The sequence below is a fragment of the Citrobacter sp. Cpo221 genome (assembly GCF_030332345.1).
In the GTDB taxonomy this organism is placed as follows: Bacteria; Pseudomonadota; Gammaproteobacteria; order Enterobacterales; family Enterobacteriaceae; genus Citrobacter; species Citrobacter portucalensis.
In genome coordinates, this window is the sequence record NZ_JAOWIA010000058.1 from 366,532 (window position 1) to 380,597 (window position 14,066).

The 14,066-nt window shown below is 54.2% G+C and carries 8 protein-coding genes; 1 reads left to right on the top strand and 7 read right to left on the bottom strand.

Annotated features, from left to right (window positions below; all coding sequences use genetic code 11):
• Nucleotides 1-43 precede the first annotated feature (43 nt).
• The gene (lptD, locus tag OGY72_RS19380) at nucleotides 44-2,404 is read right to left on the bottom strand and encodes an LPS assembly protein LptD (RefSeq protein WP_191235770.1); all 2,361 of its coding nucleotides are present in this window, start codon (nucleotides 2,402-2,404) and stop codon (nucleotides 44-46) included.
• Between the two features lie 379 nt (nucleotides 2,405-2,783).
• Here lptD and djlA point away from each other — a divergent pair, with 379 nt between their 5' ends.
• Entirely contained in the window at nucleotides 2,784-3,599 is an 816-nt protein-coding gene (djlA, locus tag OGY72_RS19385; protein ID WP_003829600.1) for a co-chaperone DjlA, read from the top strand.
• A 95-nt stretch (nucleotides 3,600-3,694) separates the two neighbouring features.
• Here djlA and rluA read toward each other — a convergent pair whose 3' ends face one another.
• The 6 genes from rluA to araB form a co-directional block, all read right to left on the bottom strand.
• Nucleotides 3,695-4,354 (bottom strand): bifunctional tRNA pseudouridine(32) synthase/23S rRNA pseudouridine(746) synthase RluA, encoded by a 660-nt coding sequence (rluA, locus tag OGY72_RS19390; RefSeq protein ID WP_003018849.1) that lies wholly within the window; start codon nucleotides 4,352-4,354, stop codon nucleotides 3,695-3,697.
• 11 nt (nucleotides 4,355-4,365) lie between these two features.
• Entirely contained in the window at nucleotides 4,366-7,272 is a 2,907-nt protein-coding gene (gene rapA / locus OGY72_RS19395) for an RNA polymerase-associated protein RapA (protein WP_286548880.1), read from the bottom strand.
• A 177-nt stretch (nucleotides 7,273-7,449) separates the two neighbouring features.
• Nucleotides 7,450-9,801 (bottom strand): DNA polymerase II, encoded by a 2,352-nt coding sequence (gene polB, locus OGY72_RS19400; protein ID WP_286548882.1) that lies wholly within the window; start codon nucleotides 9,799-9,801, stop codon nucleotides 7,450-7,452.
• A 90-nt stretch (nucleotides 9,802-9,891) separates the two neighbouring features.
• Entirely contained in the window at nucleotides 9,892-10,587 is a 696-nt protein-coding gene (gene araD, locus OGY72_RS19405; protein ID WP_286548885.1) for an L-ribulose-5-phosphate 4-epimerase, read from the bottom strand.
• A gap of 105 nt (nucleotides 10,588-10,692) precedes the next feature.
• Nucleotides 10,693-12,195 (bottom strand): L-arabinose isomerase, encoded by a 1,503-nt coding sequence (araA, locus tag OGY72_RS19410; RefSeq protein WP_123268692.1) that lies wholly within the window; start codon nucleotides 12,193-12,195, stop codon nucleotides 10,693-10,695.
• A gap of 10 nt (nucleotides 12,196-12,205) precedes the next feature.
• Nucleotides 12,206-13,915, bottom strand: coding sequence for a ribulokinase (gene araB, locus OGY72_RS19415; protein ID WP_286548890.1), 1,710 nt, complete (start codon nucleotides 13,913-13,915; stop codon nucleotides 12,206-12,208).
• Nucleotides 13,916-14,066: the final 151 nt, after the last annotated feature.

Sequence of the window (14,066 nt, forward strand, 5' to 3'; positions counted from 1 at the left end):
TTTCAATTAACCGCAATGCGGATTACGTTGTAAATCAATCAGATCATAAAGCGCTTTGATACGGCAAAATGTTCGAACGTAACATTTGAGTCGTGCCGAGACCGTAGTTTGAGCTCAGGCCACGGAGTTCGATATTAAAGCCGATCGTGTTGTCATAAATCGCGTGCTGCATTTTGTCATCCCAACCGTTCAGCTTACGCTCGTAGCCAAAGCGAATGGCGTAACAGCAGGAGTTGTACTGTAAGCCCAACATTGAATCTGCTTCTTTGTTCACGTTGGTATCGAAGTAGTAAGCACCGACAATCGACCAACGCTCAGCAATCGGGAAGCTTGCTACCGCGCCCACCTGCGAAATCCCGTTTTTATACTGATCTGCCGTAGAGTAGTAAGACGGCAAAGTAGCCTGGATATACTCCGAACTGGCGTAACGGTAGTTCAATTGCAGCATCCGGTTTTCATCGCGACGGTATTCAATACTGCTGCTGCTGGTTGCAACGCTGTCCAGACGCGTGTCGTACTGGATCCCACTGCGTAAACCCCAACGATCGGAGATGCGCCAGTAGGTGTCGCCTGCCCATACCAGTGAGCCCGTTTTGTCGTCATTCTCCCATTTAATGTTGTCATCGCCAGTGCGAGACTCGGTGAAATAGTAGATTTGACCCACAGAAATATTAAAACGTTCAACGGCTGCGTCATCATAAACGCGAGATGTGACCCCGGTCGTCATCTGGTTGGCAGAAGCAATACGGTCCAGGCCGCCATAGGTACGGTCACGGAACAGGCCGCTGTAGTCAGATTGCAGCAGGGAGGAGTCATAGTTATAGATATGACTTTGGTCACGATATGGGACGTACAGGTACTGCGCGCGCGGCTCCAGCGTCTGGGTATAGCCCGGTGCCAGCATTTGCATGTCGCGCTCGAATACCATTTTGCCGTCAACTTTAAACTGCGGCATGACGCGGTTGGCTGACTCGTCGAGCTTGTTAACGTTACTCGGGTTGTTGTTGTACCAATCCAGATTGGTCTGCTGATAGTGCGTTGCCAGCAGCTTCGCTTCGGTATTGATACTGCCCCAGTTATTCGACAACGGCAGATTGATCGTCGGTTCAAGGTGAACACGCGTGGCTTCCGGCATGTTGTCATTGGTATTGACGAAATGGACCGCCTGACCATAAATCCGGGTATCAAACGGACCGACGTCGTTTTGGTAGTAGTTGACGTCTAACTGCGGCTGCGCAGAGTAGCTATTACTGTTTTGTGCGTCGAAGACCTGGAACTGCTTGGTCGATACCGTGGCGTCAAAGTTTTGTACCGCGTAGCCGACGCTGAATTTCTGCGTGGCGTAGCCGTCGGTACTGGAACCGTATTTATTATCGAAATCGTTAAAGTAGCTGGTGTCGCTGACCTTGGTGTAGTCGACGTTGAAACGCCACACCTGGTCCAGTACACCGGCGTGCTGCCAGTAGAACAGCCAGCGACGTGAATTGTCATCATTCGGATGTTCGTCCTCGTACACTTTATCGGAATTCAGATAGTCGAACTCCATCAAGCCCGCACCCGCCTGGGTGAGGTAGCGGAATTCGTTCTCCCACATGATCCCGCCGCGACGGTGCATATAGTGCGGCGTGATGGTGGCGTCCATATTGGGCGCAATGTTCCAGTAATACGGGAGGTAGAACTCAAAATAGTTATTGGTGGAATATTTTGCGTTCGGGATCAGGAAACCGGAACGGCGCTTATCGCCGACGGGTAACTGTAAATAAGGACTATAAAAGACCGGAACCGGACCCAGTTTAAAACGGGCGTTCCAGATCTCTGCGACCTGTTCTTCACGGTCGTGGATAACTTCGCTACCGACGACGCTCCAGGTATCGGAACCCGGCAGACAGGAGGTAAAGCTACCGTTTTCCAGAATAGTATAACGGTTTTCCCCACGCTGTTTCATCAGGTCAGCTTTCCCGCGCCCCTGACGGCCGACCATCTGGTAATCACCTTCCCAGATGTTGGTATCTTTGGTATTCAGATTGGACCAGCCCTTCGGTCCCTTCAGAATAACCTGATTGTCGTCATAATGGACATTGCCTAGCGCATCGACGGTACGAATTGGCTCCGGCTGGCCTTCAGCCTGCTTCTGATGAAGCTGCACTTCGTCGGCCTGCAGGCGGCTGTTACCCTGTGCGATATCCACGTTGCCGGTAAACACCGCGTCATCGGGATAATTCCCTTTTGCGTTGTCGGCATTGATGGTGACGGGTAACTCATTAGTCTCGCCCTGTACCAGAGGACGGTCATAGCTCGGCACGCCCAGCATACACTGTGAGGCGAGATCGGCTGCCAGGCCCTGATGGCTATAGAGGGCGCTGGCAATCATGGTGGCCAGAAGAGTGGGAATACGTTTTTTCATACGTTGTATTTATTGTTCCATCATCAGTAGCGTCGCGCGTGACAAACGGTCACAGCCTAACTTATCTCATCTTCACTTCGCTAGTATTAATCCTGCCCATTTTATACCTGCCACCTTTCAAGCTGCATCTTCGTTGTCTTCCTCGTTCACCCCAGTCACTTACATGGGTAAGCTCCAGGGGACTCACTACGTTGCCGCCTTGCTGCAACTCGAAATCCAACGGGTATAGCGTTTGTGGTGTTAGGCACGGCATTGAATGACAGGTATGATAATGCAAATTATAGGCGATGTCCCACAATTGACCGCCGCCGTAAATCGGTAAAAGCACCTTATATTGTGGGACATAGCCTGGCTGAGAGCGGAAAGATTTGGGGAGTCTATGCAGTATTGGGGAAAGATAATTGGTGTAGCCGTGGCCTTAATGATGGGCGGCGGCTTCTGGGGTGTGGTTCTGGGGCTGTTAGTTGGCCACATGTTCGACAAAGCCCGCATGCGCAAAATGGCGTGGTTTGCCAACCAACGTGAACGCCAGGCGCTGTTTTTTGCCACCACTTTTGAGGTGATGGGACATCTGACCAAATCCAAAGGTCGCGTCACGGAAGCTGATATTCATATCGCCAGCCAGTTGATGGATCGGATGAATTTGCACGGTGACTCGCGAACGGCAGCACAACATGCCTTCCGGGTAGGAAAATCGGATAATTACCCATTACGTGAAAAGATGCGTCAGTTTCGCAGCGTCTGTTTTGGTCGATTCGATCTGATCCGCATGTTTCTGGAGATTCAGATCCAGGCGGCATTTGCCGATGGGTCGTTGCATCCTAACGAACGTGAAGTGCTGTATGTGATTGCTGAAGAGTTGGGGATCTCACGCACCCAATTTGATCAGTTCCTGCGCATGATGCAGGGCGGCGCACAGTTTGGCGGCGGATATCAGCAGCAGTCTGGCAGCGGTGGCTGGCAGCAGGCGCAACGTGGCCCGACGCTGGAAGACGCCTGCAATGTGCTGGGTGTGAAAACGACCGACGATGCGACTACCATAAAGCGGGCTTACCGTAAGCTGATGAGCGAGCACCATCCGGACAAACTGGTTGCGAAAGGTCTGCCGCCAGAGATGATGGAAATGGCGAAGCAAAAAGCGCAGGAAATCCAAAAAGCTTACGAGCTGATTAAGGATCAAAAAGGATTCAAGTGATTGAATTGCCGGATGCGGCTAGCGCCTTATCCGGCCTACGTTAATGAATGTAGGCCGGGCAAGCGAAGCGCCCCCGGCATAAATTGGCTCAGAATTTAAAAATCCGCCGGGACTTTAAACGTCATACTGTTGCCGTATTCGGGATGCGTGATGGTTAACATCTCTGCATGCAGCAACAGGCGCGGCGCTAACGCCAGAGCTTCCGGCGGAGCATAGAAGCGGTCGCCCAGGATCGGATGCCCTAAAGCCAGCATATGCACACGCAGCTGGTGGGAGCGTCCGGTAATGGGTTTGAGCACCACCCGGGCGGTGTTATCCGCTGCGAACTCCACGACTTCATACTCTGTCTGCGCCGATTTCCCGGTCTCATAACACACTTTTTGCTTTGGCCTGTTTGGCCAGTCACAAATCAGCGGCAAATCAACCAGACCCTCGGCCGGAGCGGGATGCCCCCAGACGCGTGCAACATACTGCTTTTTCGGTTCGCGCTCGCGAAACTGGCGTTTTAGCTCGCGCTCTGCCGCTTTGGTTAGCGCGACTACAATCACGCCGCTGGTGGCCATATCCAGACGATGCACGGATTCAGCCTGCGGATAATCGCGCTGAATACGCGTCATCACGCTGTCTTTGTGCTCATCCAGACGACCTGGCACAGACAACAAGCCGCTCGGCTTGTTGACCACCATAATGTGTTCATCCTGATACAGGATGACCAGCCAGGGTTCCTGCGGCGGATTGTAGTTTTCCATCCCCATGTATGGCTCCGTTACTGATGCGTCACGACGATCAAGCGCAGGGCATCGAGACGCCAGCCCGCCTGATCCAGGCTTTCCATCACCTGCTGACGGTTGCTTTCGATTGCGCTAAGTTCGTCATCACGGATGTTCGGGTTAACGGCACGCAGCGCTTCGAGACGGGAAAGTTCTGCCGTCAGCTTCTCGTCAGCTTCTTTACGCGCTGCGTCGATCAGCGCGCGGGCTGATTTTTCCACCTGCGCTTCACCGAGTTGCAGAATGGCATGAACATCCTGCTGCACGGCGTTGACCAGTTTGCTGCCGGTGTGGCGGTTAACGGCGCTGAGCTGACGGTTAAAGGTTTCGAACTCCACCTGTGCAGCAAGGTTATTGCCGTTTTTATCCAGCAGCATGCGTACCGGCGTTGGTGGCAGGAAGCGGTTTAGCTGCAGTTGTTTCGGTGCTTGCGCTTCAACAACATAGACCAGCTCAACCAGCAGTGTACCAACAGGTAATGCTTTGTTTTTCAACAACGAAATAGTGCTGCTTCCGGTGTCGCCGGAGAGGATCAGATCCAGACCATTGCGGATCAGCGGATGCTCCCAGGTAATAAATTGAGCATCTTCACGCGACAGGGCGACATCGCGCTCGAACGTAATGGTGCAACCATCTTCTGGTAGCCCAGGGAAATCCGGCACCAGCATATGATCGGACGGCGTCAGCACGATCAAATTGTCGCCACGGTCATCCTGATTAATACCGACGATATCAAACAGGTTCATGGCGAAGGCGATCAGGCTGGTATCGTCGTCCTGTTCTTCAATACTCTCAGCCAGTGCCAGCGCTTTTTCGCCGCCGTTAGAGTGGATCTCCAGCAGGCGATCGCGACCTTGCTCCAGCTGTGCTTTCAGCGCGTCATGCTGTTCGCGGCAGGTTTTGATCAGATCGTCAAAGCCCTCGGTATTTTCTGGTTCAGCCAGGTAGCCGATCAGATTGTTATAGACCGTGTCATAGATGGTACGGCCGGTCGGGCAGGTGTGTTCGAACGCATCCAGACCTTCGTGGTACCAGCGCACCAGCACAGATTGCGCGGTTTTTTCCAGGAACGGAACGTGAATCTGAATATCATGCGCCTGACCAATACGGTCCAGACGGCCAATACGCTGTTCCAGCAGATCCGGGTTGAACGGCAGGTCAAACATCACCAGATTGCTGGCGAACTGGAAGTTACGCCCTTCGGAGCCGATTTCAGAACACAGCATTACCTGGGCGCCGCTATCTTCTTCGCTAAACCAGGCTGCGGCGCGGTCACGTTCAATGATCGACATCCCTTCATGGAACACGGCAGCGCGGATACCTTCGCGTTCGCGCAGAACCTGCTCCAGCTGAAGCGCGGTGGTGGCTTTTGCACAGATAACTAATACTTTTTGCGAGCGGTGGCTGGTCAGGTAGCCCATCAGCCATTCCACGCGCGGGTCAAAGTTCCACCAGGTGCCGGTGTCGCCTTCGAATTCCTGATAAATCTGTTCCGGGTAGAGCATGTCGCGCGCCCGGTCTTCCGCACTTTTACGCGCACCCATAATGCCGGAGACTTTAATCGCCGTCTGGTATTGGGTCGGCAGTGGCAGCTTGATGGTGTGCAGCTCGCGTTTCGGGAAGCCTTTCACGCCGTTACGGGTGTTACGGAACAGGACGCGGCTGGTGCCGTGGCGGTCCATCAGCATCGAAACCAGCTCCTGACGCGCGCTCTGTGCGTCTTCGCTGTCGCTGTTTGCCGCCTGCAATAGCGGCTCAATGTCCTGCTCGCCAATCATGTCGCCTAACATGTTCAGCTCATTGTTACTCAGCTTGTTGCCTGCCAGTAGCATCGCGACGGCGTCGGCGACCGGACGATAATTTTTTTGCTCTTCAACAAACTGGGCGAAATCGTGGAAACGGCTCGGGTCCAGCAGGCGCAGGCGCGCGAAGTGACTTTCCATGCCCAGCTGTTCCGGTGTAGCGGTTAGCAGCAGGATGCCCGGCACACGTTCTGCCAGTTGTTCAATGGCCATATATTCGCGGCTGGGCGCGTCTTCGCTCCATACCAGGTGATGGGCTTCATCGACAATCAGCAGATCCCACTCGGCGTCACACAGGTGCTCCAGACGCTGTTTATTACGACGGGCAAAGTCCAGCGAGCAGATGACCAGTTGTTCGGTTTCAAACGGGTTGTAGGCGTCGTGCTGCGCTTCTGCATAACGCTCATCATCAAACAGTGCAAAACGCAGGTTGAAGCGGCGCAGCATTTCGACCAGCCACTGGTGCTGTAATGTCTCTGGGACGATGATCAGCACGCGCTCTGCGGCGCCGGACAGCAGTTGTTGATGCAGGATCATCCCGGCTTCAATGGTTTTACCTAAACCCACTTCATCTGCCAGTAAAACGCGAGGGGCATGACGACGGCCAACATCATGGGCAATGTTCAGCTGGTGAGGAATCAGGCTGGTACGTTGACCACGCAAACCACTCCACGGCATACGGTATTGTTCGCTCTGAAATTTACGTGCGCGATAGCGCAGAGCAAAGCGATCCATACGGTCAATCTGGCCGGCAAACAGGCGATCTTGTGGTTTACTGAATACCAGTTTGCTGTCGAGCAGTACTTCACGCAGCGTGACACCGGTTTCTTCGGTATCCAGGCGGGTTCCGATATAGGCAAGCAGGCCGTTTTCTTCTTTTACTTCATCGACATGCAGTTGCCAGCCTTCATGGCTTGTTATCGTATCGCCAGGATTGAACATCACGCGGGTCACGGGGGAATCACTGCGCGCATACAGACGGTTTTCGCCCGTCGATGAGAAAAGTAAAGTGACGGTTCGCGCATCCATGGCGACAACAGTACCAAGTCCCAATTCGCTTTCTGTATCGCTGATCCAGCGTTGACCAAGTGTAAAAGGCATATATGTTCGGCTCTATATCTTTAATTGCAGGCAATACTCGTCATTTTCCGGGCTAGTCCCCGTTATTGAGAGCATACGACCCCGCTACCAGGCTAATAAATCAGTGGTAGTGGTGTTAAATGGGTCCAGGAATGGAAAGGGCGCTATGGTACTGGATGGCGGCGGTTTCGTCACGCGTCAAAATAACCCCAGTTGTCCTGTGAGTAGTGTAGCAAAATTATCGTCAATAAAGGGAAGAATTCCCTCGGCAACGGGTTGGATCTGGCGGGTCAGATAATGCTCGTAATCGAGCACAGATAGCTGATAATCAACAGGTTCTGGGCCATTGACCGTCCAGACATATTTTATGGTTCCGCGATTCTGATACTGTGGCGGACGCCCCAGCTTTACATTCTGCTCATCGGCTAACCGCGCAGCGCGAACGTGTGGTGGAACATTTCGCTGGTATTCACTTAACGGGCGACGCAGGCGCTTGCGGTACACCAGTTGTTCATCCATTTCACCGGCCATCAGACGGTCAATAGTCTCGCGAACAAACTCCTGATAAGGTTCGTTACGAAAAATTCGCAGGTATAGCTCCTGCTGAAACTGTTGGGCCAGCGGCGTCCAGTCGGTTCGTACCGTTTCCAGTCCCTTAAACACCATACGTTGCTCAGCACCGTCCTGAATCATCCCCGCATAGCGTTTTTTACTGCCGGTATCTGCACCGCGAATGGTCGGCATCAGAAAGCGACAATAATGGGTTTCAAATTCCAGTTCCAGCGCGCTGGTCAGATTTTGTTGCTTCAGCGATTGCGCCCACCAGGTGTTGACATAGCTCACCAGTTCCCGACCAATTCGGGCTGCATCGTCTTCTGAGTGCGCCTTTTTCAGCCAGACAAAGGTCGAGTCGGTATCGCCATAAATGACATCGTAACCCTGAGCCTCAATTAACGCTTTGGTCTGGCGCATGATCGCATGGCCGCGCATGGTAATGGACGAGGCCAGTCTCGGGTCGAAAAAGCGACAGGCAGTGGTGCCCAGCACACCGTAAAATGCGTTCATGATGATTTTCAACGCCTGCGAGAGTGGCTTATTGCCACGGCGTTTTGCTTCTTCGCGCCCGTGCCAGATCTGAGTAACGATTTCAGGCAGGCAGTGCTTTTCGCGTGAAAACCAGGCGTCAAGGAAACCTTCGGTGCTGTGTTCCGGATCCGGCTGCGCCATCCCTTCGATAAGCCCCACCGGATCGATTAAAAAAGTACGAATTATTGAGGGATACAGGCTTTTGTAATCCAGCACCAGTACCGAGTCGTATAAGCCTGGGCGTGAGTCCATCACGTAGCCGCCGGGACTGGCGTGCGCGGGGACTTCACCCAGATTCGGCGCCACATAACCCGCCCGGTGCATTCGTGGCAGGTAGAGATGTCCGAAGGCGGCAACTGAACCACCGTGCCGGTCGACCGGCAGACCGTTGACCGTCGATCGTTCCAGCAGAAATGGCATGATCTCGGTTTTATGAAAAATGCGCGTGACCAACTCACAGTCTTTGAGATTGTAGGTGGCAAGCGCGGGCTTATCCTGGGCAAATCGACGGTCGATTTCGTCCATTCTGTCCCACGGATTATCAATCGACTTCCCTTCGCCCAGCAGCTCCTGTGACACCGTTTCCAGTGAAAATGACGAGAAATTCCAGAACGCGGATTTTAGCGCCTCAATACCGTCGATAATCAGGCGGCCTTTAGCCTGAGCGAAGAATATGCCGTTTTTGAAGCCATGCTCGCGCCACTCAAGCTCGCTGCTATCACGGCCAAAACGCAAGGGAATGCGGTAACGTTCGGCGTGCTGTTGCAGGACGCGTAAATCGAATTGCACGACGTTCCAGCCGATTATCACATCAGGATCGTGACGGGCAATCCAGTCATTGAGTTTTTCCAGCAACTGCGGGCGGCTTGCAACGTACTCAAGTTCAAAATCAAGCGTAGAGGCGTCGCCGTTTGCCGGGCCGAGCATGTAGACAATACGCTGCCCGCAGCCTTCCAGACCGATGCAATAGAGTTCGCCGTGGCGGGTGGTTTCGATATCCAGCGATACCCATTTTAGCGGTGGTCGATAGTCAGGGTTCGGCTTCAGGCGGGCATTCACCAGCATGTCGCCATGTCTGTCGCCTTCGACCCAAACAGGGGAGGTGATAAAGCGCTCCATCAGATACCGCTCAGGTGGGCGTACGTCGCCCTCATAGACGGTGACTGCGTTTTCGCGCAGCAGTTTTTCCAACCGCATGAGCTGGCGATGTGAGCGGCAATACAGGCCGGAAACAGGCTGGCGGTGGAAGTCTTGCAACTGCAGCGGTGTCAGGCGATAGCCGTTTTCAGTGCGTAATAATGACGTTACGCGAGGAACCTGACTGGTGGGAATAAACGCGACCGACTCCTGAGGCGCGAGCATGACCTGCAGCGGCCCATTGTCTGTAGCCAGCCAGAATGAGACCTCAGTTCCCTGTGGGGTGTCCCGCCAGTGCCGGGTTAAAATAAAACCTGCTTGCGCCACGCTGCGTATCCATCAAAAAACCAGGCATTATTATAGCCTGGTTCTGATAAATTAGCTGTGATTTTATACAGTTGTCATGCTCAAAAGAGGTTACTGCCCGTAATACGCTTTTGTACCGTGTTTGCGCAGGTAGTGTTTATCTAGCAGGGTTTGCTGCATATCCGGTAACTGCGGCGCGAGCTGGCGACAGAAGATCCCCATATAGGCGACTTCTTCCAGCACGATGGCGTTATGCACCGCGTCTTCGGCATTTTTTCCCCAGGCAAACGGACCGTGAGAGTGCACCAGCACGCCAGGCATCTGCGCGGCGTCAATACCTTGTTTCTCAAAGGTTTCAACGATCACGTTGCCGGTTTCCCATTCATATTCGCCGTTGATTTCTTCGTCGATCATTTTCCGTGTGCAGGGAATCGAACCGTAGAAATAGTCCGCATGGGTGGTCCCCGTTGCCGGAATCGACTGACCCGCCTGCGCCCAGATGGTTGCATGACGCGAATGGGTGTGAACAATACCGCCAATGGTCGGGAATGCCTGATACAGCAAACGGTGTGTTGGGGTATCTGAGGAAGGTTTCTTCGTACCTTCAACAACTTCACCCGTGGCGATACTGACTACCACCATATCGTCGGCGGTCATTACGCTGTAATCGACTCCCGAAGGTTTAATCACAAACACGCCGCGCTCGCGATCGACGGCGCTGACATTCCCCCAGGTCAGGGTGACCAGATTGTGCTTAGGCAACGCCAGATTGGCTTCCAGTACCTGACGTTTGAGATCTTCTAACATGATGCTCTCCGATGAATCTTGCCGGATGGCGCTACGCTTATCCGGCCTACAAATCGCACATTCTTGTAGGCCGGATAAGGTGTTTACGCCGTCATCCGGCAGTTGTTAACGTTTGAAGCCGTAATACACTTCGTTCCAGCGCAGCGCGTCCTTAAAGGCCGGCAGGCGGGTATCGTTATCGATCACCGCGATCTCGATATCGTGCATTTCAGCAAACTGGCGCATATCGTTCAGATCCAGCGCGTGGCTGAACACGGTGTGGTGCGCGCCACCGGCCAGGATCCAGGCTTCAGAAGCGGTTGGCAGATCCGGTTGAGCTTTCCACAGCGCGTTAGCGACAGGCAGTTTCGGCAGGTCGTGCGGCGTTTGTACCGTGTCGATGCAGTTAACCAGCAGGCGATAGCGATCGCCGAGATCGATCAGGCTGGCAACCACTGCCGGGCCGGTTTTGGTGTTGAAGATCAGACGGGCAGGATCGTCTTTACCACCAATGCCGAGGTGCTGTACGTCGAGGATCGGTTTCTCTTCCACCGCGATGGACGGGCACACTTCCAGCATGTGCGAGCCGAGCACCAGATCGTTGCCTTTCTCGAAGTGGTAGGTGTAATCCTCCATAAATGAGGTGCCGCCCTGCAGACCGGTTGACATCACCTTCATGATGCGAAGCAGAGCGGCGGTTTTCCAGTCGCCTTCGCCCGCAAAGCCGTAGCCTTGCTGCATCAGACGCTGTACGGCCAGACCAGGGAGCTGTTTCAGGCCGTGTAAATCTTCAAATGTGGTAGTGAAGGCGTGGAATCCGCCCTGTTCCAGGAAGCGCTTCATCCCCAGTTCAATACGGGCCGCTTCCAGGACGTTCTGACGTTTTTCACCGTGGACTTGCGTCGCCGCAGTCATGGTGTAGGTGCTTTCGTACTCATCGATCAGCGCGTTGATTTCGCCGTCGCTAATTGCGTTCACTACCTGCACCAGATCGCCCACGGCCCAGGTGTTTACCGAGAAGCCGAACTTGATCTGCGCAGCGACTTTATCGCCATCGGTGACCGCAACTTCACGCATGTTGTCGCCAAAACGGCAGACTTTAAGGTGGCGGGTATCCTGTTTGGACACGGCCTGGCGCATCCAGGAGCCAATGCGTTCGTGCGCTTGTTTATCCTGCCAGTGACCGGTGACCACGGCATGCTGCTGACGCATACGCGCGCCGATGAAGCCGAACTCACGACCGCCGTGCGCAGTCTGGTTCAGGTTCATAAAGTCCATATCAATGCTGTCCCACGGCAGGGCGGCGTTGAACTGGGTGTGGAACTGCATCAGCGGCTTGTTGAGAATAGTCAGGCCGTTAATCCACATTTTTGCCGGGGAGAAGGTATGCAGCCAGACCACCATCCCTGCACAGCGATCGTCGTAATTTGCGTCACGACAGATAGCGGTAATCTCATCAGGGGAAGTGCCTAGCGGTTTTAATACCAGCTTGCAGGGCAGTTTGGCTTCAGTATTCAGTGCGTTAACGACGTGCTCGGCATGTTGGGTTACCTGACGCAGGGTTTCAGGGCCATACAGATGCTGGCTACCAATCACAAACCACACTTCATAGTTATCAAAAATCGTCATTGTCGTGTCCTTAATGTGTCAGGGTTGCCAGATCTACCGGGGCTTGTTGCGCCGGAGCGGCAGTCGGAAGGTATTGCTGTTCAGCGCTTACTGCCCACTGCTGATAGCGGCGGTAAAGCTGTTCAAAACGTTGAGCCTGCTCTGGGCGAGGTTGCAGCGTGTTTTCCACGGCGCTTGCCATCTGCTGTTGAGCGGCAGGGATATCGGCGTGTACTTTCGCGGCAACGGCGGCGAAGATAGCCGCACCGAGTGCGCAGCACTGGTCTGAAGCGACAATCTGTAGCGGACGGTTCAGCACGTCACAGCAGGCCTGCATGATGACCGGGTTCTTGCGCGCGATACCGCCAAGCGCCATCACGTTGTTAACCGCAATGCCTTGTTCGGTGAAGCATTCCATAATGGCGCGCGCGCCAAAGGCGGTGGCGGCAATCAGACCACCGAACAGCGCTGGCGCGTCGGTTGCCAGGTTCAGATCGGTAATCACCCCTTTCAAACGCTGGTTGGCATTGGGCGTACGGCGACCGTTGAACCAGTCGAGCACGACCGGCAGATGCTCCAGTGATGGATTTTTCGCCCATGCTTCGGTGAGTGCAGGCAGCAGCTGTTTTTGACTGGCTTTAATCTGGGTCTGCAGTTCCGGATGCTGTACGGCAAGCTGTTCCAGCGGCCAGCTCAGCACGCGGCTAAACCAGGCATAGATATCACCGAATGCAGACTGACCAGCTTCGAGGCCAATAAAATTCGGCACCACGCTGCCATCAACCTGGCCGCAAATGCCTTTCACCGCACGCTCGCCAACGCTTTGCTTATCGGCAATCAGAATGTCGCAGGTTGACGTGCCGATGACTTTCACCAGCGTGTTAGGCTGTGCACCTGCGCCGACCGCGCCCATATGGCAGTCAAAAGCACCGCCTGCAATCACCACACTTTCCGGTAGTCCCAGACGCTGTGCCCACTCGGCGCACAGGGTGCCAACCGGCAGATCCGCGGTGAAGGTATCGGTAAACATTGGGTATTGCAGATGGCGGTTGAGGATGGGGTCGAGTTCGTCAAAGAAACTGGCTGGCGGCAGACCACCCCAGCTTTCATGCCACAGAGATTTATGCCCGGCGCCGCAGCGACCGCGACGAATATCCTGTGGGCGTACGGTGTTGGAGAGCAGGGCCGGAACCCAGTCGCATAGCTCAATCCACGAAACCGCAGCTTCGGCAACTGCGTGGTCCTGACGAGTTACATGCAGGATTTTGGCCCAGAACCATTCGCTGGAATAAATGCCGCCGATATAGCGGGAGTAATCGATCTTGCCCGGTGTATGGCACAGGCGGGTGATTTCTTCGGCTTCTTCTACTGAGGTGTGATCTTTCCACAGGACAAACATCGCATTCGGGTTTTCCGCGAACTCCGGACGCAGCGCCAGTACATTACCGTCTGCATCGATGGGGGCCGGGGTTGAGCCGGTACTGTCAACGCCAATACCGACCACTTCCGCGCGCTGCTCAGCGCTCAGTTCGGCCAGTACGGTTTTCAGCGCCGCTTCCATGGATTCAATGTAGTCGCGCGGATGATGGCGAAACTGGTTGTTTGGGCCATCGCAATACTGCCCTTCCTGCCAACGTGGGTACCACTCAACGCTGGTGGCGATCTCTTCGCCGGTGGCACATTCCACCGCCAAAGCGCGTACTGAATCACTACCAAAATCGAGGCCAATTGCAATCGCCATCGTCTTACTCCATCCAAAAATACGGGTATGGATAAACAGTAGTGAGTAGCGATAAAAACCGTCAGGCAGGATCCGCTAATCTTATGGACTAAAATGCTGTGGCATCACAAAGTGTGACGCTGTGCAAATAATCAATGTGGACATTTCTGCC